The organism is Pseudomonas sp. NFIX49, from assembly GCF_900115915.1.
Lineage (GTDB): Bacteria > Pseudomonadota > Gammaproteobacteria > Pseudomonadales > Pseudomonadaceae > Aquipseudomonas > Aquipseudomonas pharyngis.
The window spans coordinates 96,982-121,880 of record NZ_FOYE01000010.1 but is presented as its reverse complement, the minus strand read 5'-3'; the positions used below and the strand labels follow the sequence as shown (position 1 = coordinate 121,880).

Genomic DNA, 24,899 nt, shown 5'->3' with positions numbered 1-24,899 from the left:
GAGGAAGATGGCGGATGTTGGTGTCGATCGTCGGCGAAGTTTTGCACCACGGCCAAGTACGCCATACTGCGCGCTGTTTTTTCGGGGATGGATCGCATGAACAAGGGTTGGATGAAGACCGCTGGACTGATGGCCTTGCTGCTGGCCGGTGTACCGACGGCACTTGCGGCGTCGGCACCGCCATTGAGCGAGGTGAAAGTCATCAAGGTTCAGTCGTCGTCCTGCGGGCTCGAAGACATTACCGATGGCCAGGTGCAAACCCGTTGCGATCACAGCGCGCCGGGCATCAAGGTCTATGTGCTGGAAATCGGTTACGGCCAGAGCCAGCCTCAGGCAGCGCTGGACGGCTTTGAAGTGAACGGCACCCGAAGCCCGGTCTGTGCTTTCGATAACGGCAACCTGACCGAATGCACGCCAGGCGCGAAAACCGTCGGTTCGCTGTACACCTTCGATCTGGCGACCCGACAGGAAGGCACCTTTACCTTCAGCAACACGTCGATCAACGCCCCGCGCAATACGCTGTCCACCCAGCTTTACATCAAGTAACGGCTGTCGCCGAACAGGGCAGGGCAAAGCTGACTACGCTTTAAGGATCACCCAGCGGATGGCGCCCATGACCTTTAGAGCCCTGATTACCCTCGCCGAGGGCATCGATGATCTGCAATGCGTGACCCTGATCGACGTGCTGCGTCGCGCCGGCGTCGAAGTGGTGGCGGCCAGCATCGAGGGCCGGCGCATGCTGACCTGCGCCCGAGGCACTCGACTGACCGCCGACGGCATGCTCATTGATGTGCTGGCCCAGACCTTCGACCTGATCGTCTTGCCGGGCGGGGCGGTCGGCGCACAACACCTGGCCGCGCACCAGCCCTTGCAACAACTGCTCAAGGATCAGGCCAGTGCCGGACGACTGTTCGCCGCCATCGCCGAAGCCCCGGCCGTCGCCCTGCAAAGCTTCGGTGTATTACGTCAACGCCGGATGACCTGCCTGCCCGTCAGCAGTCATAACCTTTCCGGTTGCACCTTTGTCGATCAACCCGTAGTGGTCGACGGTAATTGCATCACCGCCCAAGGCTCCGGCGCCGCGCTGGCATTTGCCCTGACACTGGTCGAGCAACTGGCGGGCAAGGCCGTCAGAGCGAAGGTGGCGGGGGAGTTGCTGGCCTGAGAAGTTCAGGCCTTCACCTCTTCCACCGGCACATGCATCCGGTCGCGGTTGGCCAGGGTCGGGAACAGTTTGATCCAGGTTCCGGTCACCACCAGCGTGCCGACCCCGCCCATCACCACCGCCGGCACGGTGCCGAACCAGTGGGCGGTGAGGCCGGATTCGAATTCGCCCAGCTGGTTGGAGGCACCGATAAACAGGCCGTTCACCGCGCTGACCCGGCCGCGCATTTCGTCCGGGGTTTCCAGTTGCACGAACGAGGCGCGGATCACCATGCTGATCATGTCCGCCGCGCCGAGCACCACCAGCACCGCCAGGGAGAACCAGAACGAGGTCGACAGACCGAAGGCGATAGTGGCAACACCGAACACGCCGACGGCAGTGAACATCACCCGACCGACGTTTCGCTCAACGGCAAACCGCGCCAGGAACAGCGACATCATCAACGCCCCGACCGCCGGCGCCGAGCGCAGCAACCCGAGCCCCCACGGCCCGGTCAGCAGAATGTCCCTGGCGAACACCGGCAGCAACGCGGTGGCGCCGCCGAGCAGCACGGCGAACAGATCCAGCGAAATCGCCCCGAGAATGTCTGGACGGCTGCGAATGAAGCGAATTCCGGCCAGCAACGAATCCAGCGTCGCCTTGCCTTTGTTCAGCGGTGTTTGCCGCGCGGGCAGGTTGAGCATCAGCGTGCAGGCGATGACATACAGAATGACCGTCGGGCCATAGACCCACACGCTACCGAAGGCATAGAGCAGACCGCCGAGCGCCGGGGCGACGATGGTGGCCGATTGCTGCGCCGATTGCGCAGCGGCAACCGCCCGTGGGAACAGCGTGCTGGGCACGATGCTCGGCAGCAGCGCCTGGGTGGTCGGCATTTCGAACGATCGTGCGGCGCCCAGCAGGAACGCCAGGATAAAGATCATTTCCCGGGTGACATGGTCGGTGGCGCTGCCGATGGCCAGTGCCAGGGCAATCAGGGCCTGCAACGACTGGCAGATCGCCGCGACCTTGCGCCGGTCGTAGCGATCGGCAACGTGCCCGGTGTGCAGCATGAACAATACACGTGGCGCGAATTCCACCAACCCGACCAGACCCAGGTCGAGCACATTGCCGGTCAGTTGATAGAGGTTCCAGCCGATCGCCACGGTGAGCATCTGAAAACCGCTGGCGGTGAAGATCCGGGCCAACCAGAACGCAACGAAGGGACGGTGGTGACGTAACAGCAAGGGCTCTTGGCTGGGCATTTGCGGGCCGGTCTTGATCGAGGGGAACCGCGAGATTATCACCAGTCTGTAACAGGAAGTTGCTATGACAGAAAATTTAGTTAGCCAGACATCGATTTTTCCCCGTCGTGGCGCGAGCTCCGGCCACGGACGTATTTCAGAGCGTTGCCAGGTCTGTGAGGCAACTTGTCACGCGGCAAAAGACCACGCGGTTCTCCGTCGGAAATGGGACTACTCTTTCAACGTTGATTGATCCAGATCAAGACCCATCGCGGAACTGATCCCGGACCCGTCGGCAGACTCCCTGCGTCGCGATGCCTGTAAAAAGAAGAACGAATTCGAGTTCGCCGCACTCCATACCCGTGGGGGCAGTGGTTCAAGGCCGCCAGTCCTGGAACCGTTATCTGATAGAGGAAAGCTTATGTTCGGTTTAGAGGCCCTGGATCTCGCCCGAATTCAGTTCGCGTTCACCATCTCGTTCCACATCCTGTTCCCGGCGATCACCATCGGTCTTGCGAGCTATCTCGCGGTGCTGGAAGGCCTGTGGCTGAAAACCGGCAATGACACTTACCGTGACCTCTACCATTTCTGGTCGAAGATCTTTGCCGTCAACTTCGGCATGGGCGTGGTCTCGGGGCTGGTCATGGCCTACCAGTTCGGCACCAACTGGAGCCGCTTCTCGGACTTCGCCGGTTCAGTCACCGGCCCGTTGCTGACGTATGAAGTGCTCACGGCGTTCTTCCTCGAAGCCGGTTTCCTGGGGGTGATGCTGTTCGGCTGGAACAAGGTCGGGCGCGGCCTGCACTTTTTCTCCACGGTGATGGTGGCCATCGGCACACTGATTTCCACGTTCTGGATTCTCGCCTCCAACAGTTGGATGCAGACCCCGCAGGGCTTCGAGATCGTCAACGGTCAGGTCATTCCAACCGACTGGCTGGCAATCATCTTCAACCCGTCATTCCCCTATCGCCTGATGCACATGGCGACGGCAGCGTTCGTCGCAACGGCCTTCTTCGTCGGCTCGTCGGCGGCCTGGCACCTGCTGCGCGGCAAGGACAACCCGGCGATCCGCACCATGCTGTCGATGGCGATGTGGATGGCGCTGATTGTTGCGCCGATCCAGGCAGTCATCGGCGACTTCCATGGCCTCAATACCCTTGAACACCAACCGGCGAAGATCGCCGCGATCGAGGGTCACTGGGAAAACGTCGGCGACGAAGCGACACCGCTGATCCTGTTCGGCTGGCCGGACATGAAGGAAGAAAAGACCAAGTTTGCTGTCGAGATTCCATACCTCGGCAGCCTGATCCTGACCCACTCGCTGGACAAGCAAGTCCCGGCGCTCAAGGAGTTCCCGCCAGAAGACCGGCCGAATTCGACCATCGTGTTCTGGTCTTTCCGGATCATGGTCGGTCTCGGCTTCCTGATGATCTTCACCGGTCTGTGGAGTTTGTGGCTGCGCAAGCGTGACTCGCTCTACACCTCGCGGCCGTTCCTGTACCTGGCGCTGTGGATGGGGCCGTCCGGCCTGATCGCGATCCTGGCGGGCTGGTTCACCACTGAAATCGGTCGTCAGCCATGGGTGGTCTACGGGCTGATGCGCACGGCCGATGCGTCTTCAAACCACAGTTTCATGCAGATGAGCATCACGCTGATCATGTTCGTGGTGGTGTATTTCGCGCTGTTCGGTGCGGGGCTGGGCTACATGATGCGCCTGGTGCGCAAAGGGCCGAAGACCGACGAAGGCAAGGAAACCAACGACGGTGGTCCTGGCCAGAAACGCACACCGGCACGTCCGTTGTCCGCTGCCGACGACGACGGCGCCGAACACGACCGCAGCCTGACCAAGGAGATTTGAGTCATGGGTATTGATCTTCCGCTGATCTGGGCCGTGATCATCATCTTCGGGATCATGATGTACGTGGTGATGGACGGTTTCGACCTGGGGATCGGGATTCTCTTCCCGTTCATCCCCGGCAAGACCGACCGCGACGTGATGATGAACACCGTCGCCCCGGTGTGGGACGGCAATGAAACCTGGCTGGTACTGGGGGGCGCTGCGTTGTTCGGCGCATTCCCGCTGGCCTATTCGGTGGTGCTGTCGGCGCTGTATCTGCCGCTGATCTTCATGCTGATCGGGCTGATCTTCCGTGGCGTGGCGTTTGAGTTCCGCTTCAAGGCCAAGGACGACAAGCGTCACCTGTGGGACAAGGCGTTCATCGGTGGTTCGGTGGCGGCGACGTTCTTTCAGGGCGTGGCGCTTGGCGCGTTCATCGATGGTCTGCCGGTGGTCAACCGGCAATATGCCGGCGGTTCACTGGACTGGCTGACGCCGTTCACGCTGTTCTGCGGCGCCGCGCTTGTTGTGGCGTATGCGCTGCTCGGTTGCACCTGGCTGATCATGAAGACCGAAGGCAAGCTTCAGGAGCAGATGCATGACCTGGCGCGCCCGCTGGCCTTCGTGTTGCTGGCGGTGATCGGCATCGTCAGCCTGTGGACGCCGCTCTCTCACCCGGAAATCGCCGAGCGCTGGTTCAGCCTGCCCAATCTGTTCTGGTTCCTGCCGGTGCCGATTCTGGTGTTGGTGACGCTGTACGCACTGATCCGTGCGGTGGCGCGAAACGCCAACTACATGCCGTTCCTGCTGACCCTGGTGCTGATCTTCCTCGGCTACAGCGGTCTGGGCATCAGCCTGTGGCCGAACATCGTGCCGCCGTCGATCTCGATCTGGGACGCCGCCGCGCCGCCGCAAAGCCAGGGCTTCATGCTGGTGGGCACGCTGTTCATCATCCCGTTCATCCTGGGTTACACCTTCTGGAGCTATTACGTGTTCCGCGGCAAGGTCACCCACGAAGACGGTTATCACTAATGGTGATCACGATGGCGCCGAGCGCGGCGCCATTTCCCGCACCGGAGGATGCAAGCATGACCGGCAAACATTCCCTGCACGATATTGAAGAAGCCGAAAAAAAGCCGCTGTGGCAGCGGCTCGGCTGGTTGGCCATGATCTGGGTCGGCAGCGTCGGTGCTCTGTTCATCGTCGCCAGCCTGATGCGTATGTTCATGAATGCAGCAGGCCTGACCACGCACTGAGACTTCCCATCCCGCTGCCTTGCGGCACGGATTTTCGACCCTCCGACCGGAGGGTTTTTTTGCCCGGATTATTTGCGCGCCTTGAGGATCACGAATTTCGGAGTCGCGGCGACTTGCTCGACACCCCGAAACAGTCGCGCCAGTTTGCTGTGATAACCCAGGTGACGGTTGCCGACGATGTACAGCGCACCGCCAACGACCAGCGCTTCGCGGGTCTGCTGGAACATGCGCCAGGCAAGGAAATCGCCGACCACCTGTTGCTGGTGGAATGGCGGGTTGCACAGGACTACGTCCAGCGATTGCGCCTCCTGGCCGGCCAGACCGTCACCGGCGCGTACGATCACGTCACGTTCACCGAACGCCGCGCGCCAGTTCTCGGCTGCCGATTGCACGGCCATGAACGATTCGTCCACCAGCGTGTAATGCGCTTCAGGATTTTGCAGGGCGCTGGCGATGGCCAGTACGCCGTTACCGCAGCCAAGGTCGGCGACTCGTGCCGAGCCGAGGTTTTTCGGCAGGTGCGGAAGGAAGGCACGGGTGCCGATGTCCAGCCCTTCACGGCAGAACACGTTGGCGTGGTTGAGCAGTTCGATGGCCGGCTCGTCGAGGTGATAGCGGGTCGGGTAGGGCGAGACGGTCGGTGCCTTGGCCTCGGGCGTGGCGATCAGCAGTCGGGCCTTCTTCACCGCCAGCGAAGCCTGAACCGGCCCGATGTAGCGTTCCAGCAGATCACCGGCGGCGCGAGGCAAATGCTTGACCATCGCCGCTGCTACCACCTGAGCGCCGGGTGCCAATTGACCCTGCAAGCGAATCAGTTGCTCTTCCAGGAGTGCCAGGGTTTTCGGGATGCGGATCAGCACCCGGTCGAACGGCCCGACCAAGGGCTCGCTGGCGGGAATACCGCGCAGCGCATCGAATGCCTGATCGTTACGCAGCAGGTTCTTTTCCAGCCCCTGAAACGCCAGGAACGAATCACCGCTGGTGCTGACCTGCACCTTGCCCGAGAGGCTGATGGCCAATGCGCCGAAACTGTCGTTTAGCACCAATACTCGGGTATTCGCCGGCAGATTCTGTTCGGCCAGATGATTGAGCAGGTATTCGTCGGCCGCATCGAAGGCTTGCAGCGGTTCGTTCTGCTGTTCGGGCTGGCGGATCAGATCGAGCTGGGCGAAGGGCGTATCGAGCAAAGGCATGGTGCGGGAACTCTGGGAAATCGACGGGTGTCCCGCGGCCCAGGGGGAGTGCGGCGGAACCGTCCGAGTGAACAGCGGCGAGAAGGATCGCGTCATCACTCAGGAAGGTTGCAAATGGTACGTTTTTTTTGTTGGCAATACTCGCCTGATTTCAGTACGGGTGAGTGGGAATAAACCCGGCCCTGGTGGCGGCGATGACGGCTGACACCTTGTTGCAGGCGTTGAACTTAACGATCAGGTTTTTGATGTGATAGTTCACGGTTCGTTCGGCCACATTCAGAATCTGGCCGATTTCCCAGGCTGTCTTGCCCAAGGCGCACAGCCTTACGATTTCGAGCTCCCGGGTAGACAGTCGTACGGGCGGTGATTTGGCCTGTGCCGGCGGGAGGGCGTGGACGATCATTCCACTCAAGTGCTGCGTGATGAAGTGCATCACACCGTATTGTTCGTAGAGCTCCAATGCAGAGATTTCGCAATGGGGTCGTGCCAGACTGATGGTGCAGCACAGGTCGTTCTCTTCGTCGAGATACGACTGTGACCAGCCATGTTCCATCCCGTGATTCTGAAGCGCACTCCACATTGTCGGTGCCTCGGAAAATGCTTTCCTGTTCCAGAGAAACGGCAACATTGAATGATGGCAAAAAGCTGTAATCGGGTCGTTTTCACAGCAATGTTTTTCGTATTCGTCGTTCCACGCCTCTGTGAAGTTATTGATATAAAACGGTTTGAATGACTGGGAGTCAGGCCGCGAGACGGTAATACCGCAGAATTGGAAACCGATGTTGTTGGCAAAGTTTTTCAAGATCGGGAATGCGTTTTCAATATTCTTCGCGCGCGTAAGCTGTTCTATTTGATACTCCTTCCACCTTTCCATTTTAGGTTGTTCTCCAGTGTTTCATTTCCGCGGGGGGGGGCAAATTGGATCCAAGGAACCAGCACGGGTGGAAGTGTAGGAGGGTTCCTACAAAGCTGTTGGATTTTTTTGTTCTTGGACGGTGGCAGAAACTGGAATATGAATAATGAGTTTTTATATGCAGGGAATCATTTAAAGGGTTGCATCGCTTCGGCCTCTATAATCGATGTCCGCTGCTGGCTTTTAGATGATGGCACTTTGAAATGTCATTACAAATTGTCGGTGTTCCACTGAAGATTAATGGGTAACACTTGAGTCATTGTTGATGGAGTAACCCAATGACTGCCAGCAGTGAAAAATTCAGCCGCCAGATATTGCTCGATGTGCAACCGCTGACCCCTGGACTGTTCACCCTGCGTACCACCCGGGATGCCGGTTTCCGCTTCCGCGCCGGGCAATTCGCACGGCTTGGCGTTACGCGTGAGGACGGCAGTACGGTGTGGCGTGCGTATTCGATGGTATCTTCGCCGTTCGACGAATTTCTCGAGTTTTTTTCCATCGTGGTGCCGGGCGGCGAGTTCACCAGCGAACTGAGCCGGCTGAAGGCGGGGGATACCTTGCTGATAGAGCGCCAGGCCTTTGGCTATCTGACGCTGGACCGATTCATTGATGGCCGCGATCTCTGGCTGTTATCCACAGGCACGGGCGTGGCGCCGTTTCTGTCGATCCTGCAGGACTTCGAAGTCTGGGAGAAATTTGAGCGAATCATATTGGTCTACAGCGTGCGAGAGGCCCGGGAACTGGCTTATCAACAACTGATCGCGGAACTGACACAGCGCGACTACCTCGCGGAATACGCCCACAAGTTCCAGTTTATTCCGGTGGTCACGCGTGAGCCGTATGCCGGCGCCCTCAACGGTCGCATCACTACGTTGATCGAAAATGGCGAACTGGAAAAGATGGCCGGTGTGGAGCTGACGCCGGCGCATTCCCGGGTCATGCTCTGCGGCAATCCGCAGATGATCGATGACACCCGGGCCTTGCTCAAGCAACGCGGCATGGCCCTGAGTCTGACTCGGCGACCGGGACAGGTGGCGGTGGAAAACTACTGGTAAGGAAACGGCGCCCTAAGGCGCCGTTTCAGTCTTCAAGGCTGGTTGTTCTGGGCCTTGAGCAAATCGCGGATCTCACCCAGCAATTCTTCCTCTTTGGTCGGTACCGGCGGCAGGGTAGGGGCTACAGCTTCTTCGCGCTTCAGGCGGTTGATGGCTTTGACGCCCATGAAGATCGCGAAGGCGACGATCACGAAGTCCAGAACACTCTGGATGAACTTGCCATACGCCAGCATCACGGCAGGCGCATCGCCCTGGGCAGCCTTGAGTGTGATGGCCAGGTCACTGAAATCCACGCCGCCGATCAGCAGGCCGATGGGTGGCATGATCACATCGCCGACAAACGATGAAACGATCTTGCCGAAGGCCGCGCCGATGATGATACCGACGGCCATGTCGACCACATTGCCTTTGACCGCGAAGGCCTTGAACTCGCTGAGCACGCCCATAGTTATTTCCTTGTTACAGATGAGTTTGGTGTACGCAGTGTAAATCAGCATAACGCGTCCTGCGCGAAACACCTTCTTACAAAGCCCGCTTTTATCGACACACCATTTCGCAATTAGTTTGCAAAGTGCCACTAATCGCGCGCGCAATACGCTGCAACGTGCTGATCTTCAAGAAAAAATGATCAATCATCGCGTTACGAACTTTCTATTTATGTTTGGCAAGCCGAGCTTCTAGCCTCTGTCTGGCGCACCTGGATGCGCCTCAAAAAAACAGAGGAGCCTGAAATGAATTCCATGCCTGGCCTGGGGGGCTTTCCCCTTCGTCGTACCTTCGGTTTATTGACTGCCGGCCTACTGACCCTTTCTGCGAATGCGGCGCCCTTGACCCGAGATAACGGTGCCGCGGTCGGCGACAACCAGAACTCGCAGACCGCCGGCGCCAACGGTCCGGTGCTGTTGCAGGACGTGCAACTGATCCAGAAGCTGCAACGCTTCGACCGCGAACGCATTCCCGAACGCGTCGTGCATGCCCGAGGCACCGGTGCCCATGGCACGTTCACCGCGACCAACGATCTGAGCGATCTGAGCAAGGCCAAGGTATTCGCTGTCGGCCAGGTCACGCCGGTGTTCGTGCGTTTCTCGGCGGTCGTTCACGGCAATCACTCTCCGGAAACCCTGCGTGACCCACGGGGTTTCGCGACCAAGTTCTACACCGCCGATGGCAACTGGGATCTGGTGGGCAACAACTTCCCGACGTTCTTCATCCGCGATGCGATCAAGTTCCCGGACATGGTGCATGCCTTCAAGCCCGATCCACGTACCAACCTCGACGATGATTCACGTCGCTTCGACTTCTTCTCCCATGTACCGGAAGCTACCCGCACATTGACCGAGTTGTATTCCAACTCGGGAACTCCGGCCAGTTATCGGGAGATGGACGGTAATAGTGTGCATGCCTATAAGTTGGTCAATGCCAAAGACGAAATCCACTATGTGAAGTTTCATTGGAAAAGTTTGCAGGGGATAAAAAATCTCGATCCAAAACAGGTCGTGCAAGTTCAGGGCCGTGACTACAGTCATATGACCAATGACTTGGTAACAAATATTTACAATGGCAACTTTCCAAAGTGGGACTTGTACATTCAGGTCTTGAATCCGCAAGACTTGTCCAAGTTTGATTTCGATCCTCTTGATGCAACCAAGATCTGGCCAGGTATTCCAGAGCGAAAAGTTGGACAAATGGTCTTGAACCGCAATCCTGCGAATGTCTTCCAGGAAACCGAACAAGTGGCCATGGCTCCCTCAAATGTTGTTCCGGGCATCGAGCCCTCGGAAGACCGTCTGCTGCAAGGCCGGATATTTGCCTATGCCGATACGCAAATGTATCGACTCGGCGCCAACGCACTGCAATTGCCGATCAATGCCGCCAAAACCGCCGTAAATAATGGCAATCAGGATGGCGCGATGAATGCCGGTGCGAGCACCTCGGGCGTCAACTATCAGCCAAGCCGTCTGCAACCGCGTGAAGAGACGCCGGGTGCGCGATACAGCCAGACCGCACTGCAGGGCAGTACGCAACAGGCGAAGATCCAGCGCGAGCAGAACTTCAAGCAGGCCGGTGATCTGTATCGCTCGTTCAGCAAGAAGGAGCGCCAGGATCTGATCGAGAGCTTCGGCGGTTCGCTGGCCGGCGCCGATGACGAGAGCAAGCACATCATGCTGTCCTTCCTCTATAAGGCGGATCCGGAATACGGCGCCGGTGTGACCAAAGTGGCCAAGGGTGACCTGGATCGGGTCAAGGTCCTGGCGGCCAAACTGGTCGACTGACAGCGGCCCTCTCAAGCCCCGGCAACTGTCGGGGATTGACCGGCAGCAGCGCCGCGCGTCCGGCCAGCGGAGAAATCCGTCCCGGCGCGGCGCGCTGATCGACGATGGCTGCGTTATCATCGCGGTTTTTGTCGGGGGTTCAGATGGCCAAGGCCAAGCGCATGTACGGCTGCACCGAGTGCGGCGCAACCTTTCCCAAGTGGGCCGGGCAGTGCGGCGAATGCGGCGCCTGGAACACCCTGACCGAAACCATGGTCGAGAGCGGCGGTGCCGCCGCCCCGAGCGGGCGCACCGGCTGGGCCGGACAGCAGGCCCAGATCAAGACCCTGGCCGAAGTCAGCATCGAAGAGATTCCACGTTTCTCCACAGCCTCCGGCGAACTGGACCGAGTGCTCGGCGGTGGTCTGGTGGACGGCTCGGTGGTACTGATCGGTGGCGACCCCGGCATCGGCAAATCGACGATTCTGTTGCAGACCCTGTGCAACCTCGCCAAGACCATGCCGGCGTTGTACGTCACTGGCGAAGAGTCCCAGCAACAGGTCGCCATGCGTGCACGTCGTCTGGGCCTGCCGCAGGATCAATTGCGGGTCATGACCGAAACCTGTATCGAAACCATCATTGCCACCGCCCGTCAGGAAAAACCCAAGGTGATGGTGATCGACTCGATCCAGACGATTTTCACCGAACAACTGCAATCGGCACCGGGCGGGGTGTCCCAGGTACGCGAAAGTGCGGCGTTGCTGGTGCGTTACGCCAAGCAAAGCGGCACGGCGATTTTCCTGGTCGGCCACGTGACCAAGGAAGGCGCGCTCGCAGGGCCGCGGGTTCTGGAGCACATGGTCGATACCGTGCTGTATTTCGAAGGCGAGTCCGATGGCCGGTTGCGTTTGCTGCGAGCGGTGAAAAACCGTTTCGGCGCGGTCAACGAGCTGGGCGTGTTCGGCATGACCGACAAGGGCTTGAAGGAAGTCTCCAACCCTTCGGCGATTTTTCTCACCCGCGCTCAGGAAGAGGTCCCGGGCAGTGTGGTGATGGCGACGTGGGAAGGCACTCGGCCGATGCTGGTGGAAGTCCAGGCGCTGGTGGACGACAGTCACTTGGCCAATCCGCGCCGGGTCACGCTGGGTCTGGATCAGAATCGTCTGGCGATGTTGCTGGCGGTGCTGCACCGTCATGGCGGCATTCCGACTCACGATCAGGACGTGTTCCTCAACGTGGTCGGCGGGGTGAAGGTGCTGGAAACCGCGTCCGACCTGGCGTTGATGGCCGCCGTCATGTCGAGCCTGCGCAACCGTCCGTTGCCTCATGATCTGCTGGTGTTCGGCGAAGTCGGTCTGTCTGGCGAAGTGCGCCCGGTGCCAAGCGGCCAGGAGCGTTTGAAGGAAGCCGCCAAGCACGGCTTCAAGCGCGCAATCGTGCCCAAGGGCAATGCGCCGAAGGAAGCCCCGCCAGGCTTGCAGATCATTGCGGTGACACGACTGGAGCAGGCGCTGGACTCGTTGTTCGAGTGATCAGACGTCGATCAGCGCCCCGAGCTCGCGTTCCAGTTCGGTTTCGTCGGCCAGATTGAGTTCGATCAAGCGACGCAGGCGCTGAATCGACTCCAGGCTGATGTGCCGGCACACGAAACCGAGCTGGCCGTGATCTTCATGAGCCAGTTGCACATCCATCTCGATGTGCACGTCTTCGCTCAGATGAATGTCGACGAAAAAGTCCTGCTCGGGATTGCCCAGCCAGGGCTCGGGCCGCTCGATCAACAGCCCCTTGAGCGAGAGGTCGATCAGCTTCACCGGCCAGATGTACACGCCCTGGCTCAATTCGGTTCGGGCATCGAAAGCGATACGTTTGAAGCGGCGACGCTCGGACGGGTGCTCGCTCATGGCGCAATCCTCAGGAAGGTCAGCTGACTATAGACCCGACCGGCGGGGTGATGCCAACGAATGGACTGTCTAGACCAATGTCGGGGTATGGCCTTTGCCGCCAACAGCGCTAAACTCGGGGTGGCTGTCTTTCTTGTCCACCCTGGCTGGAATAATAAAATGAAAAATAATAATAGCCTGCTACGCCACTTACCCTGGCTGCTGCTGGCAATCGTAGGAGCGTGCGCCCTGGGCGTAGTGGCATTGCGCCGAGGCGAGGCGATCAACGCCTTGTGGATTGTGGTCGCCGCCGTGGCCATCTATCTGGTTGCGTACCGTTACTACAGTCTGTTCATCGCTAATAATGTGATGCAACTCGATCCGCGTCGGGCCACCCCCGCCGTGCTCAACAACGACGGTCTGGACTACGTTCCGACCAACAAACACATTCTCTTCGGTCACCACTTCGCGGCTATTGCCGGCGCGGGGCCGCTGGTCGGTCCGGTGCTGGCGGCGCAGATGGGCTATCTGCCCGGTACGCTGTGGCTGATCGCCGGCGTGGTGCTGGCGGGCGCGGTGCAGGACTTCATGGTCCTGTTCATGTCCACCCGCCGCAACGGCCGGTCCCTGGGCGACATGGTGCGTGAAGAAATGGGCCGCATCCCCGGCACCATCGCTCTGTTCGGCTGCTTCCTGATCATGATCATCATCCTCGCGGTGCTGGCGCTGATCGTGGTGAAAGCCCTGGCTGAGAGCCCGTGGGGCATCTTCACCGTGATGGCGACCATCCCGATCGCGATGTTCATGGGCATCTACATGCGCTACATCCGTCCGGGGCGCATCGGCGAGATCTCGGTCATCGGCGTGTTGCTGCTGCTCGGTTCGATCTGGCTGGGCGGGCAGATTGCCGCCGATCCGGTCTGGGCCAAAGCCTTCAGCTTCACCGGTGTGCAAATCACCTGGATGTTGATCGGTTATGGCTTTGTCGCCGCCGTGCTCCCGGTGTGGCTGATCCTTGCACCGCGTGACTACCTCTCCACCTTCCTCAAGATCGGTACCATCGTCGCTCTGGCGATCGGCATCCTGGTGACCATGCCCGAGCTGAAAATGCCGGCCCTGACCCAGTTCGTCGACGGCACCGGCCCGGTGTGGAAGGGCGGTCTGTTCCCGTTCCTGTTCATCACCATCGCCTGCGGTGCGGTATCGGGCTTCCACGCGCTGATCTCCTCGGGGACAACGCCGAAGCTGCTGGATAACGAAACCAACGCCCGTTACATCGGTTACGGCGGCATGCTGATGGAATCGTTCGTGGCCATCATGGCCATGGTCGCTGCCTCGGTGATCGAGCCGGGCGTGTACTTCGCCATGAACAGCCCGGCTGCCGTGGTCGGCGGTGATGTGGTGGCCGTGGCAACCGCAGTCAGCAACTGGGGCTTTGCCATTACCCCGGAAGCCTTGCAAGCCGTGGCGCATGACATCGGCGAAACCACCATCCTGGCCCGTGCCGGTGGTGCGCCGACCCTGGCGGTCGGTATCGCGCAGATCCTGCACAGTGTGCTGCCGGGTGAAAACACCATGGCGTTCTGGTACCACTTCGCGATCCTGTTCGAAGCGCTGTTCATCCTGACCGCAGTCGATGCCGGTACCCGTGCCGGTCGCTTCATGCTGCAGGACCTGCTCGGCTCCTTCGTACCGGCACTGAAACGTACCGAATCCTGGACCGCCAACCTGATCGCTACCGCCGGTTGTGTGGCGATGTGGGGCTGGTTGCTGTATCAGGGCGTGATCGATCCGCTGGGTGGTATCAACACCCTGTGGCCGCTGTTCGGCATCTCCAACCAGATGCTGGCCGGTATCGCACTGATGCTCGGCACCGTGGTCCTGATCAAGATGAAGCGCCAGCGCTACATCTGGGTCACCCTGTTGCCGGCCACCTGGCTGCTGATCTGCACCACGACCGCAGGCTTCATCAAGCTGTTCGACGCCAATCCGGCGATCGGCTTCCTGTCGCTGGCCAAGAAATACAACGACGCACTGGCCGCGGGTCAGGTGCTCGCTCCGGCCAAGAACGTCGAGCAGATGCAGCACGTGATCTTCAACGCCTACACCAACGCCACATTGACCGCGCTGTTCCTGTTCGTGGTATTCAGCATCCTGTTCTATGCGCTCAAGGTCGGCATCGCCGCCTGGGGCAAAAAAGAGCGTACGGACAAAGAATCGCCATTCCAGGCCCTGCCGGACGCGTAACCAGAGGATTGCAGCATGTTCAATGACCTGAGTCGCCTCGGTAAATACCTCGGTCAGGCCGCGCGCCTGATGGTCGGCATGCCCGACTACGACACCTACGTCGAGCATATGCAGACCAAGCACCCGGACAAACCGGTGATGAGCTACGAGATGTTCTTTCGCGAACGTCAGGAAGCCCGTTACGGTGGCAAGGGTGGGCCGAAGTGCTGTTGATCTGACAGCGCGAGGTTGACGCAATCCCCCCTGTGGGAGCGAGCCTGCTCGCGATAGCGGTGTGTCATTCAGCAGAAATGTCGACTGATACATCCTCATCGCCAGCAGGCTGGCTCCCACATTTGTTTTTGTATTGTTCTATTGTCTTGTGAAGGAGAAAGCGTTTGTCCTCTCCCATCCCGGTCACGGTGCTCAGCGGTTTCCTCGGCGCCGGCAAGACCACCTTGCTGCGCCATCTGTTGAAAGCCGAGCACGGCCTGAAAATCGCCGTGATCGAAAACGAATTCAGCGACGCCGGTATCGATACCCAATTGCTGGGCGACGAGCCGGTGCAAGTCATGACCCTGGCCAACGGCTGCGTCTGCTGCACCATTCACACCGACCTGACCAAGGCCCTGTATCTGCTGCTCGAACGGCTGGACAGCGGCGAAATCGCTTTCGATCGGCTGGTCATCGAATGCACCGGTCTGGCCGACCCGGCCCCGGTGGCACAGACCTTTTTCATCGACGAAGAACTGCGCGAGCGTTACCTGCTCGACGGCATCATCACCCTCGTCGACGCGGCCCACGCCGAACAGCACCTGACCCAGACCATCGCCCAGGCGCAGATCGGTTTTGCCGACCGCCTGCTGGTGAGCAAGACCGATCTGGTGGACGAGGCTGCGTTCACGGCGCTCAGCGAGCGCCTGACCCGCATCAACCGCCGTGCACCGATCCGCGTGGTCGAACACGGCAATATCGATCTGGCTGAATTGCTCGATGTGCGCGGTTTCAACCTGAACGCCGATCTCGGTGGCGGGGTGAGTCTGCGGCCGGTGAGCAAGGCGCCATCCATCGACCGGATTTCCAGTCTGGTGCTGCGTACCGACCAGCCGCTGGATATCGATCAGCTCAGCGAGTTCATGAATGAATTGCTGGAAGAGCACGGCAAGCAATTGCTGCGCTACAAAGGCGTGTTGAACATCGCGGGCGAAGACCGGCGGCTGGTGTTCCAGGGCGTGCTGAAACTCTATGGCTTCGACTGGGACACCGAGTGGGCGGAAGGCGAGGCGCGGGAAAGCGTGATCGTGTTTATCGCCGACGATTTGCCGGAAGAGAAAATCCGGTTGGGGTTTGCCAGGGTGGCGGCGAACTGAGTCCGCCGCGCTTTCAGTGCGTGGAACCGCTGAGAATCGTCTGCTCCAGGTGATCCAGATGACGGTTCATCAGCGACACCGCCTCGACGGCGTCATCACGCTCGATCGCCTCGACGATCCGGGCGTGATCCTGCCAGCCGCAACAGCTGTGCGTGGTCTCAGTGCATCGCGCAATCGCCAGTGAGGTCAGCGGCACCAACGTGCCGAGAAAATGCGCCAACGGTGCATTCCGCGCCATTTTCGCCACCTGCAAATGAAACTCCCCGGACAGGCGAATCGCCGCCCCGCGCCGATCTTTATCCACAGCCTGACGCTCCCGTTCGATCAACGCTCGCAGGCGCTTCAGATCTTCAGCCTGTGCGTGCTGGCAAGCCAATCGAACCAGCGTGTTCTCGGCCAGACGCCGGGCGTGCAGGGTCTGACGTGTCTGCTCGGCATCCGGCGCGGCCACTCGTGGTCGATGGTTGGCCCGCAGTACGATGATCTGTTCGTGGGACAGCTGGGTCAGCACCCGACGCACATCGGCGCGGCTGACCCCGAACATCTGCTTGAGACTTTCTTCGGTGAAACGGCTGGCAGCATCGATGCGCTGTTCGAGGATTGCGTCGAACAGGCGCGGATACAGATCCTCCACCGGCGCGTGCAGGCGGGAGAAGGGCAGGGCCGTCGAGATCGGGCGAGGGTGCGACGGCGTGGCAAGACTGTTCATGGCCGGTCTCCAGTGTGAGGCGTTTCAGTGGCTCAGGTTGTCATCCGGAATATTCAGCTCGATGCCCATCCGCTGGCCTTCACGCAGGATGTGCCGACGCATTTCGGCACTGGCCTGGGCGCTGTTCTTGCTGCGGATCGCGCGCACCACGGCTTCGTTTTCTTCAAGGCGTTCGGCCAGGTGCTCCGGCGAATTGCGCAGCACCTCGGCGCTTTGCTTGAGGGCGTTGCTGGTCTGTTGCACCACACTCTGGAAAATCGGATTCGAGGTCAGGGTGAACAGCTCCTCGTGGAACGCGACGTAGGCGCTGACCCCGGCCTCGCTGTCGCCCGCTTCGAGGGCTTCGCGCATGTCCATCAGGGTCAGGCGCAGCTGGCCGACTTCCTTGCTGCTGATCGACTGCGCCACCAGCCCGACGATGAACGGTTCGAGGGTGTAGCGCAGTTGCAGCACGTCTTCGAGGCTGGCGCCGGCCACTGCGCTGTCGTGGCTCTGACTGTCACTGGCCTGGGCGTCGAGCACCACCACGCCTTTGCCGGGCATCGAGCGCACCAGGCCGAGGGTTTCCAGCACGATCACTGCTTCACGCAGGCTCGGGCGGCTGATGCCCAGTTGTTCGGCCAGTTCGCGCTGGCCCGGCAGCATCTCGCCGGAGCGCCACTGACCACGGGCCAGCGCAGCCCGAAGTTTTTCTACCACTGAGTTGACGACGGTTGATGAAGTAATCATGGGTTCGCTCCATGTGCCGTGCCTGCATTGGCGCAGGCACGGCGGTCATTCAGAATTCTTTGGCCGCCGCTTGAGCGACGGTTTTTCTCGGCTGAAAGTTATAGCCCTGCTCGCCGTTGAGCACCTTGTTCGCCCGTTGCACGTCGATGTCCTTTTCCCAACGGGCGATGGCCACGGTGGCAACGCAGTTGCCGATCAGATTGGTCAGTGCCCGGCCGATGCCCATGAACCAGTCCACGGCCAGCACCAGCACCAGACCGACCACCGGAATCGCCGGGATGGCCGTCAGCGTCGCCGCGAGAATCACCAGCGCCGACCCCGGAATGCCGTGGGCACCTTTGGAGGTAATCAGCGATACCAGCAAAATCGTCAGCAGATCGGTCATGGCCAGTGGCGTGCCGGTGGCGTTGGCGATGAACACGATGGCCAGGGTCAGGTAGATCGAAAAACCGTCGAGGTTGAACGAGTAACCGGTAGGAATCACCAGCCCGACGGTCGAGCTGCCGATGCCCAGATGTTCCAGCTTGCGCATGATCTGCGGCAGCACGGCATCGGAAGAGGCGGTGCCCATGACGATCAGCAGTTCTTCACGCAGGTACTTGAGCAGCGGCCACATGCGCAGGCCGGAGAGGCGCATCACCAGACCGAGAATCAGCGCGACGAAGGCGATGCAGGTCAGGTAGAACAAGCCGACGAGGCTGCCCAGATGTTGCAGCGAATCCAGGCCGTATTTGCTGGTGGTGAAGGCGATGGCGCCGAACACGCCGATCGGTGCCAGACGCACGATCATGCCCATGATGCGGAAGATCACGTGGCTCAGTTCGTTGATCAGCCGCGAGATTCCGGAAGCGGCTTCGCCCACCAGATTCAACGCACTGCCGAACAGCACCGAGAACAGCAGCACCTGGAGGATATTGTTATCGGCGAAGGCGCCGAGTACCGAGGTCGGGATCAGGTCCATCAGGAACTGAGTGGTGGTGTGCATATGCTGGCCGCGTTCGGCGATGTCGCCCATGTCGGCGGCGGACAGTTGCTCCAGATGGATGTTGGCGCCGCTGCCGATTCCGGTGGTGAAGGCGAACACGAGACCGATCACCAGGGCGATGGTGGTCAGCACTTCAAAGTAGATCACCGACTTGAGGCCGATGCGCCCGACCTTCTTCAGATCGCCCGCGCCGCTGATGCCGCTGACCACCACGCAGAACACGATCAGGCCGATGAGCATCTTGATCAGTTTGATGAAACCATCGCCGAGCGGTTTGAGCTGGGCCGAGTATTCGGGAAGGGTTAGCCCGCAGACGATGCCGAGCATCAGTCCGAGAACCACTTGGAGGAAGATTGAACGCGAGCACCATCTGAGCATGGGAGGAATCCTGGTCGGTGTCCTGGCTGCCGTACGCGGGGCGCATCAGATTCAGGACTTAATTATTGTGGTCTTACCGGTATGTCCAGTGCGGGTGCAGTCTAGGCGCTGTTTTTTACGGATCGCAAGTGAAAAATGACGAATTGGCATGACCGGTCTGACCAGTTGAGCAGCAAGTCCCATTCTTGAGCGATTCAGCTGTTTGAAAAAATCCGGGCGAAAAAAAACCGGCCAATCACTTGGCCGGTTTTCTTGCTGCGGGTTTAACGTCGCGATCAAGCGCCGTATACAGGCAGTTTCTTGCAGATGGCTTTGACTTTCTCACGAACGGCGTCGATCACCGCTTCGTTGTTCAGGTCAGCCAGGATGTCGCAGATCCAGCCCGCCAGCTCTTTGCACTCAGCCTCTTTGAAGCCGCGAGTGGTCACGGCCGGAGTACCGAAGCGCAGGCCGGAGGTGACGAACGGGGAGCGTGGGTCGTTTGGCACGGAGTTCTTGTTCACGGTGATGAACGCTTTGCCCAGAGCGGCGTCGGCGTCTTTACCGGAGATTTCCTGCTTGATCAGCGACAGCAGGAACAGGTGGTTTTGAGTACCGCCGGAAACCACGTCGAAACCACGCTCGATGAACACGCCGGCCATGGCCTGGGCGTTTTTCACCACTTGTTGCTGGTAAGCCTTGAACTCAGGCTGCAGGGCTTCCTTGAAGCAGATCGCTTTGGCGGCGATCACGTGCTCCAGCGGGCCACCCTGGGCACCCGGGAATACGGCGGAGTTCAGCTTCTTCTCGATGTCGGCGTTGGCGCGAGCCAGGATCAGGCCACCACGTGGACCGCGCAGGGTCTTGTGGGTGGTGGTGGTCACGACGTCAGCGAACGGAACCGGGTTCGGGTAGACGCCAGCGGCGACCAGACCGGCCACGTGAGCCATGTCGACGAACAGGTAGGCGCCAACCTTGTCGGCGATGGCACGGAAGCGTGGGAAGTCGAGGATCTGCGAGTAGGCAGAGAAACCGGCCACGATCATTTTCGGCTTGTGTTCAACAGCCAGGCGCTCGACTTCGTCGTAGTCGATCAGACCGTTGGCGTCGATGCCGTACTGGATGGCGTTGTACAGCTTGCCGGAGGAGGAAACGCTGGCGCCGTGGGTCAGGTGACCGCCGTGAGCCAGGCTCATGCCCAGGATGGTGTCACCGGCCGACAGCAGGGCCAGGTAAACAGCGGCGTTGGCCTGGGAACCGGCGTGCGGCTGAACGTTGGCGTAGTCGGCGCCGAACAGCTCTTTGGCGCGGTCGATAGCCAGTTGCTCGACAACGTCGACGTACTCGCAACCACCGTAGTAGCGCTTGCCCGGGTAGCCTTCGGCGTACTTGTTGGTCAGTACCGAGCCTTGAGCTTCCATCACCGCTGGGCTGGTGTAGTTCTCCGAAGCGATCAGCTCGATGTGTTCTTCCTGGCGCTGGGCTTCTTGCTCCATGGCGGCAAAAAGATCGGCGTCGTACTTGGCAATAGTCAAATCACGGCTGAACATGGCGGTCCTCAAGGATCGGGGGCAGAAAAGGGGGGCATTCTAACCCAACGGGTTTTGGATGGCATATGAAACGACATCATGTCGCAGACAAGTGGCGTTCATGACCAGATGTGTGGCGTCCGTGCCGGCCTTTTCGCTGACCAGCCGGTTTGCACAATAACCGAGGCCGCCCCGCGATTTTGTGATCGACATCAATCCCTGTGGAAACGAGCTTGCTCGCGAAGATCGCGCCGCCGATCTTCAGTCGAACATGAACAGCGCATCATTGCTGAACTGCGCTTCGAACCGGCCCGCCGGCATCGGCCGCCCGAACAGATAACCCTGAACCTCGTCGCAGCCATGCTCGCGCAGGAAGTCCAGTTGCTCATGGGTTTCCACGCCCTCGGCGATTACCGCCAGATTCAGGCTGTGGGCCATGGCGATGATTGCCCGGGCGATCTGCGCGTCCTGCTCGCCGGACGGCAGGCCGTCGACGAAGGTGCGGTCGATCTTCAGCACGTCGATCGGGAATTGCTTGAGGTAGTTCAGCGACGAGTAGCCGGTGCCGAAGTCGTCGACTGCAATGCTCAGGCCGAGGTTCTTCAGACCGGCAAGAATCTGCATCGCCTCGCTGACTTCGCGCATCAGGATACTTTCCGTCAGTTCCAGCTCCAGGCAAGCTGGCGGCAGGCCGGTCTCGCGCAGGATCGTGGCGATCCGCGTGCCGAGCTGGCCGTCGGAGAACTGCCGCGCCGAGATGTTCACCGAGACCTTCGGTACGCGCACACGGTTCTGGTGCCAGGTCTTGAGCTGACGGCAAGCCTCGCTGATCACCCAGTCGCCGACGTCCACCACCAGCCCGAGTTCCTCGAGCACCGGTATAAAATCCCCCGGTGGCACCAGCCCGCGACGGGGATGACGCCAGCGCAGCAGGGCTTCGGTGCCGGTCAGGCGTTTGCCGTCGCCGCTGAACTGCGGCTGGTAATAGAGCACGAATTCATTCTGCTCCAGGGCGTGGCGCAGGTCGCTTTCCAGTTCCAGACGTTCCAGCGCACTGGCGTTCATGTCGGCCTGATAGAACTGGAAGTTGTTCTTGCCGCGCTCCTTGGCGTGGTACATCGCGGTGTCGGCGTTTTTCATCAACTGGCTGAGTTCATTGCCGTCCTGCGGGCTCAGGGCGATACCGATGCTGGCGGTGACGAAGAACTCGCGCCCCTCCAGCACGAACGGTCGCACCAGACTGCCAAGAATCTGTTCGGCCACGTGGATCGCACGGTTCAGCGCCATTTCGCGGCTGGAGCGGTGTTGCAGCAGCAGGGTGAATTCGTCGCCGCCCATTCGCGCCACGGTGTCGTCATCATCGACGCAGGCCAGCAAGCGCGTGGCCATGTCCTTGAGCATGCGGTCGCCGGCGGCGTGGCCGAGGGAGTCGTTGATCGGTTTGAAACGGTCGAGGTCGAGGAACATCAGCACCACCCACGACTTCTGCCGTTCGGCCGATTGCAGCGCGGTGTGCAGACGGTCCTGGAACAGCGTGCGGTTCGGCAGGTGGGTCAGGGCGTCGTAGTAGGCGAGGCGGTGAATCCGCTGCTCGCTGGCCTTGCGCTCGCTGATGTCGCTGAAGAAGCACACGTAACTGGCGAGGTCACCCTCGTCATCGAGCACGGCGGTGATGCCGACCCATGCCGGGTAGTGCTCGCCGTTGCGACGCTTGAGCCAGACTTCACCTTCCCAGGTGCTGTGCTGGTGCAACTGCTTGAGCACGTAGCGCAGGTGTGCGTCCTGCTGTTCGTCGACGGTCAGCATGTTCGGCAGCTGGTCGAGCACTTCACCCACCGCGTAACCGCTGACCCGGCTGAACGCCTCGTTGGCCTGCACGATGTAACCGGCCGGGTCGGTGATCAGGATCGCCGAGGTCGAGTGTTCGAATACCGTGGCCGCCATGCGCAGGTCTTTCTCGGCGCGGCGCTGCTGACTGATGTCGCGACCGACCCCGAGCACGCCTTCGAAGGCCCCATGCTCGTCCCACACCAGCACCAGACGCAGTTCGATCGGGATCTTGCGGCCGTCGGCGCGCAGGCAGTCGAACAGGAACAGCTGGGTCTGCACCTGGCTGCGCAAAATCACCAGTTGTTCGGGTTTGCCCAGGGCTTTGCTGACGCGATCCATCAAGTGATAGATGCCGCTCAGCTGCTGCGGGTTGGCGATGGTCGATTGCCAGCCGTTCTGGAAAATCCATTCGGCGTCATAGCCCAGCACCGCTTGCACCGAGGGGCTGACGTAGTTCAGCGAGAGCTTGCTGTCGGTGGAGAAAATCACGTCGCTGATGCTTTCGGCGAGCATCCGGTAGCGCTGTTCGCTGTCACGCAGGGATTCGCTGGCTTCGATCTGCTCGGTGATGTCCTTGGCCACGCCGATAATCCGCGTGACCTGATCGTGCTTGTCCCGGGCCAGCGCCTGTTCGCGAATGTCGAAGCGCCGCCACTCGCCGTCGCGATGACGGAAGCGCAACTGACATTGCAGCAACTGGCTGTAACCGGCGTGACGCTGCATCTGCCGCGAGCGATGGTAGTAGTCGGCGTCTTCCGGGTGCAGGAGGATTTCCCAGAAGTACTCGCCCATCTGATGCAGTTCGGTGCGGTTGTAACCGAGGGTCTGGCCGAGGTGGTGGTTGCTGAAAATCATCCGTTGGCTGATCACATCCTGCACATACAGATGATCCGGCACGGTGCGCACCACATCCGACCAGAAACCTTCGCGCTCCAGCAGCGACAGTTCGATCAGCTTGCGGCTGGTGATGTCGTTGATGCTCAGGATCACGGCCTTGTAGTCGTGCTGTTCCTGAGGCAGTCGCAGCACCAGCCACAGGTGCTGGTCGCGGCCATTGATGTCCGGCAGTCTGATTTCCAGTTCCAGCTGCTTTTGCTGCTGCAGCACCGCGTCGAGCACCTGATTGCCGATGGCGCACTGACTGTGCGGCTGACCGTCGATCAACAGTTGCCAGGCGTGGTCGCAGGAATTGACGTTGAGCAGTTGCAACGCGACCTGGTTGACCTCGGTCACCCGCAGTTCGTGGAGCAATTGCTGGCGCTGTGCCGGCTGGTCGAGCCAGGCCTTGAGCTGATCGCTGGTCTGGATCTGGGCCCTTTCGAAAACCTGTTTGAGCCCCGAAAGATCCAGCACGCACAATGCCACGCCGGTGCCTTCGAAAATATCCTGATAACGCCGACGCCCCTCATGCACCTGACGCTGACGGCGACGCATGTTGAGCAGGGCGATAAACGGCAGCAGCGACAGCGCCAGGCCCAACAGGCATTTGCCGATGAACGCCGGCAGCAGTTGTTCGAGCACATGCTGGCGGTCGAACAGGCCACGCAGTTGCCAGTCGCTGCTGCTCAGCGGCACTGTCAGCACGCTGTTGGCGAGATCGTCCGGGGTCAGGACGCTGGTGCTGCCGACGGGCATCGCTTCGTCGCGGCTGATGATCTGATGGTTGATGCGGTTTTCCACCAGCCACAGGGGACGGATGCCTGTTTCGCCTTGTTTGGTCAGTGCTTTAAAGAAGGTGGGTGTCAGCCGCAGCGCCCAGTAACCGCGAGTGCTGCCACTGGCCTGATGCAGCAGCAGATGCACCACCGAACCGTCTTCGTCGTTGCTGAAGTAATGCGCCTGAGCGCGACTGCGGCGCACCAGATCGCTGAGGTAATCGGCGTCATGGCTGTCGGCGGCGCTGTCGCTGAGGATCTTTCCGGAAGGGCTGAGCAGGGCCAGGCTGCGCAGGTCGGGCAGTGATTTCTGAAGTTTGCGCAGGAGTGCCTGCTGTTCGTCGGCCGACTGCGGTTGTTCGACGATCGGTAGCAGGTTGAGGGCGATCTGCGCGTTCAACGCCATGTTCAGGCTGACCTGAGCGGCGAGGTCGGCGGTGTAGTCGATGGTGTACTGACGCTGGTTTTTCTGGGTTTCACGCAGTTGATCGAGCAGTTGCCAGAACAGCAGCGCCAGCAGCAAAAGCACCAGCGTCGCCAGCGCGCCTTTCAAGGTTCCGCGCAGGGACGAGCCGGGCGCCGGTTGGGTGCTGCTCACAGAGGCTGGCGGAGTGACGTTGGACAAGCTGTAATCCTGCGGTCTGGCTGGACTGGCGCGACGTGCACTATAAGCCGGACGCCCAAGAGGCGGCTAGCATGCCTTGAGTTGTGGCGAAGTGCCAGCCCCACTCGGCT

At 60.3% G+C, this 24,899-nt stretch carries 21 protein-coding genes; 11 read left to right on the top strand and 10 right to left on the bottom strand.

All coding sequences use genetic code 11. From position 1 onward, the window contains the following. Window positions 1-96: 96 nt before the first annotated feature. Together BMZ46_RS26105 and BMZ46_RS26100 are read left to right on the top strand one after the other, a co-directional pair. A complete protein-coding gene (locus BMZ46_RS26105) occupies window positions 97-546 on the top strand; it encodes a DUF4879 domain-containing protein (RefSeq protein WP_039771765.1) in 450 nt (149 codons plus the stop codon). Window positions 547-613: 67 nt separating this feature from the next. Next, on the top strand, window positions 614-1,165 hold the full coding sequence (locus tag BMZ46_RS26100; RefSeq protein WP_039771994.1) for a DJ-1 family glyoxalase III: 552 nt from the start codon (window positions 614-616) through the stop codon (window positions 1,163-1,165). A gap of 5 nt (window positions 1,166-1,170) precedes the next feature. On the opposite strand, the gene BMZ46_RS26095 is transcribed toward BMZ46_RS26100, so the two are convergent. Then, window positions 1,171-2,409: an MFS transporter gene (locus BMZ46_RS26095; RefSeq protein ID WP_039771764.1), complete on the bottom strand. Its 1,239-nt coding sequence runs from the start codon at window positions 2,407-2,409 to the stop codon at window positions 1,171-1,173. A 400-nt stretch (window positions 2,410-2,809) separates the two neighbouring features. Here BMZ46_RS26095 and BMZ46_RS26090 point away from each other — a divergent pair, with 400 nt between their 5' ends. The 3 genes from BMZ46_RS26090 to BMZ46_RS26080 are packed head-to-tail and all read left to right on the top strand — an operon-like array spanning window position 2,810 to window position 5,481. Beyond that, complete coding sequence (locus BMZ46_RS26090; protein ID WP_039771763.1) at window positions 2,810-4,246, top strand: cytochrome ubiquinol oxidase subunit I; 1,437 nt, start codon at window positions 2,810-2,812, stop codon at window positions 4,244-4,246. A gap of 3 nt (window positions 4,247-4,249) precedes the next feature. Beyond that, complete coding sequence (cydB, locus tag BMZ46_RS26085; RefSeq protein WP_039771762.1) at window positions 4,250-5,257, top strand: cytochrome d ubiquinol oxidase subunit II; 1,008 nt, start codon at window positions 4,250-4,252, stop codon at window positions 5,255-5,257. Window positions 5,258-5,313: 56 nt separating this feature from the next. Continuing rightward, complete coding sequence (locus BMZ46_RS26080) at window positions 5,314-5,481, top strand: DUF2474 domain-containing protein (RefSeq protein WP_007950992.1); 168 nt, start codon at window positions 5,314-5,316, stop codon at window positions 5,479-5,481. Between the two features lie 68 nt (window positions 5,482-5,549). On the opposite strand, the gene BMZ46_RS26075 is transcribed toward BMZ46_RS26080, so the two are convergent. Together BMZ46_RS26075 and BMZ46_RS26070 are read right to left on the bottom strand one after the other, a co-directional pair. Next, a complete protein-coding gene (locus BMZ46_RS26075; protein WP_039771758.1) occupies window positions 5,550-6,674 on the bottom strand; it encodes a methyltransferase in 1,125 nt (374 codons plus the stop codon). Between the two features lie 151 nt (window positions 6,675-6,825). Further along, entirely contained in the window at window positions 6,826-7,548 is a 723-nt protein-coding gene (locus BMZ46_RS26070) for a LuxR C-terminal-related transcriptional regulator (RefSeq protein ID WP_039771756.1), read from the bottom strand. Between the two features lie 317 nt (window positions 7,549-7,865). Between BMZ46_RS26070 and BMZ46_RS26065 the strand changes: the two genes are divergently transcribed. Then, window positions 7,866-8,642, top strand: a complete 777-nt coding sequence (locus BMZ46_RS26065) for a ferredoxin--NADP reductase (RefSeq protein WP_039771754.1) — start codon at window positions 7,866-7,868, stop codon at window positions 8,640-8,642. 32 nt (window positions 8,643-8,674) lie between these two features. Here BMZ46_RS26065 and mscL read toward each other — a convergent pair whose 3' ends face one another. Then, a complete protein-coding gene (gene mscL, locus BMZ46_RS26060; protein WP_039771752.1) occupies window positions 8,675-9,088 on the bottom strand; it encodes a large-conductance mechanosensitive channel protein MscL in 414 nt (137 codons plus the stop codon). A gap of 285 nt (window positions 9,089-9,373) precedes the next feature. Between mscL and katB the strand changes: the two genes are divergently transcribed. Beyond that, complete coding sequence (gene katB, locus BMZ46_RS26055) at window positions 9,374-10,915, top strand: catalase KatB (protein ID WP_074691506.1); 1,542 nt, start codon at window positions 9,374-9,376, stop codon at window positions 10,913-10,915. A 143-nt stretch (window positions 10,916-11,058) separates the two neighbouring features. Further along, complete coding sequence (gene radA / locus BMZ46_RS26050; RefSeq protein WP_039771749.1) at window positions 11,059-12,426, top strand: DNA repair protein RadA; 1,368 nt, start codon at window positions 11,059-11,061, stop codon at window positions 12,424-12,426. Here the strand turns inward: radA and BMZ46_RS26045 are convergent, their stop codons facing one another. Next, the gene (locus BMZ46_RS26045; RefSeq protein ID WP_074691504.1) at window positions 12,427-12,795 is read right to left on the bottom strand and encodes a PilZ domain-containing protein; all 369 of its coding nucleotides are present in this window, start codon (window positions 12,793-12,795) and stop codon (window positions 12,427-12,429) included. It lies immediately after the preceding gene. 159 nt (window positions 12,796-12,954) lie between these two features. On the opposite strand from BMZ46_RS26045, the gene BMZ46_RS26040 reads away from it, so the two are divergent. The 3 genes from BMZ46_RS26040 (at window position 12,955) to yjiA (ending at window position 16,370) form a co-directional block, all read left to right on the top strand. Then, the gene (locus tag BMZ46_RS26040; RefSeq protein WP_039771745.1) at window positions 12,955-15,021 is read left to right on the top strand and encodes a carbon starvation CstA family protein; all 2,067 of its coding nucleotides are present in this window, start codon (window positions 12,955-12,957) and stop codon (window positions 15,019-15,021) included. A 15-nt stretch (window positions 15,022-15,036) separates the two neighbouring features. After that, a complete protein-coding gene (locus BMZ46_RS26035; protein ID WP_003228401.1) occupies window positions 15,037-15,234 on the top strand; it encodes a YbdD/YjiX family protein in 198 nt (65 codons plus the stop codon). Between the two features lie 164 nt (window positions 15,235-15,398). Continuing rightward, window positions 15,399-16,370 carry a GTPase gene (gene yjiA / locus BMZ46_RS26030; protein ID WP_074691502.1) on the top strand — a complete coding sequence of 324 codons (972 nt, stop codon included), beginning with the start codon at window positions 15,399-15,401 and terminating at the stop codon, window positions 16,368-16,370. Between the two features lie 13 nt (window positions 16,371-16,383). On the opposite strand, the gene BMZ46_RS26025 is transcribed toward yjiA, so the two are convergent. From BMZ46_RS26025 to BMZ46_RS26005, 5 genes are all read right to left on the bottom strand, one after another. Beyond that, the gene (locus tag BMZ46_RS26025; RefSeq protein ID WP_039771743.1) at window positions 16,384-17,079 is read right to left on the bottom strand and encodes a GntR family transcriptional regulator; all 696 of its coding nucleotides are present in this window, start codon (window positions 17,077-17,079) and stop codon (window positions 16,384-16,386) included. Between the two features lie 24 nt (window positions 17,080-17,103). Then, window positions 17,104-17,808 (bottom strand): FadR/GntR family transcriptional regulator, encoded by a 705-nt coding sequence (locus tag BMZ46_RS26020; protein WP_074691500.1) that lies wholly within the window; start codon window positions 17,806-17,808, stop codon window positions 17,104-17,106. Window positions 17,809-17,857: 49 nt separating this feature from the next. Further along, window positions 17,858-19,171: a C4-dicarboxylate transporter DctA gene (locus tag BMZ46_RS26015; protein WP_011336023.1), complete on the bottom strand. Its 1,314-nt coding sequence runs from the start codon at window positions 19,169-19,171 to the stop codon at window positions 17,858-17,860. Window positions 19,172-19,446: 275 nt separating this feature from the next. Next, entirely contained in the window at window positions 19,447-20,700 is a 1,254-nt protein-coding gene (gene glyA, locus BMZ46_RS26010; RefSeq protein ID WP_009045723.1) for a serine hydroxymethyltransferase, read from the bottom strand. Window positions 20,701-20,940: 240 nt separating this feature from the next. Beyond that, a complete protein-coding gene (locus BMZ46_RS26005; protein ID WP_039771736.1) occupies window positions 20,941-24,789 on the bottom strand; it encodes a bifunctional diguanylate cyclase/phosphodiesterase in 3,849 nt (1,282 codons plus the stop codon). Window positions 24,790-24,899: the final 110 nt, after the last annotated feature.

Coding starts and splice junctions, on each gene's coding strand:
- BMZ46_RS26105 (WP_039771765.1), top strand. CDS start 97: ATGAACAAGGGTTGGATGAAGACCGCTGGACTGATGGCCTTGCTGCTG.
- BMZ46_RS26100 (WP_039771994.1), top strand. CDS start 614: ATGACCTTTAGAGCCCTGATTACCCTCGCCGAGGGCATCGATGATCTG.
- BMZ46_RS26095 (WP_039771764.1), bottom strand. CDS start 2,409: ATGCCCAGCCAAGAGCCCTTGCTGTTACGTCACCACCGTCCCTTCGTT.
- BMZ46_RS26090 (WP_039771763.1), top strand. CDS start 2,810: ATGTTCGGTTTAGAGGCCCTGGATCTCGCCCGAATTCAGTTCGCGTTC.
- cydB (WP_039771762.1), top strand. CDS start 4,250: ATGGGTATTGATCTTCCGCTGATCTGGGCCGTGATCATCATCTTCGGG.
- BMZ46_RS26080 (WP_007950992.1), top strand. CDS start 5,314: ATGACCGGCAAACATTCCCTGCACGATATTGAAGAAGCCGAAAAAAAG.
- BMZ46_RS26075 (WP_039771758.1), bottom strand. CDS start 6,674: ATGCCTTTGCTCGATACGCCCTTCGCCCAGCTCGATCTGATCCGCCAG.
- BMZ46_RS26070 (WP_039771756.1), bottom strand. CDS start 7,548: ATGGAAAGGTGGAAGGAGTATCAAATAGAACAGCTTACGCGCGCGAAG.
- BMZ46_RS26065 (WP_039771754.1), top strand. CDS start 7,866: ATGACTGCCAGCAGTGAAAAATTCAGCCGCCAGATATTGCTCGATGTG.
- mscL (WP_039771752.1), bottom strand. CDS start 9,088: ATGGGCGTGCTCAGCGAGTTCAAGGCCTTCGCGGTCAAAGGCAATGTG.
- katB (WP_074691506.1), top strand. CDS start 9,374: ATGAATTCCATGCCTGGCCTGGGGGGCTTTCCCCTTCGTCGTACCTTC.
- radA (WP_039771749.1), top strand. CDS start 11,059: ATGGCCAAGGCCAAGCGCATGTACGGCTGCACCGAGTGCGGCGCAACC.
- BMZ46_RS26045 (WP_074691504.1), bottom strand. CDS start 12,795: ATGAGCGAGCACCCGTCCGAGCGTCGCCGCTTCAAACGTATCGCTTTC.
- BMZ46_RS26040 (WP_039771745.1), top strand. CDS start 12,955: ATGAAAAATAATAATAGCCTGCTACGCCACTTACCCTGGCTGCTGCTG.
- BMZ46_RS26035 (WP_003228401.1), top strand. CDS start 15,037: ATGTTCAATGACCTGAGTCGCCTCGGTAAATACCTCGGTCAGGCCGCG.
- BMZ46_RS26025 (WP_039771743.1), bottom strand. CDS start 17,079: ATGAACAGTCTTGCCACGCCGTCGCACCCTCGCCCGATCTCGACGGCC.
- BMZ46_RS26020 (WP_074691500.1), bottom strand. CDS start 17,808: ATGATTACTTCATCAACCGTCGTCAACTCAGTGGTAGAAAAACTTCGG.
- BMZ46_RS26015 (WP_011336023.1), bottom strand. CDS start 19,171: ATGCTCAGATGGTGCTCGCGTTCAATCTTCCTCCAAGTGGTTCTCGGA.
- glyA (WP_009045723.1), bottom strand. CDS start 20,700: ATGTTCAGCCGTGATTTGACTATTGCCAAGTACGACGCCGATCTTTTT.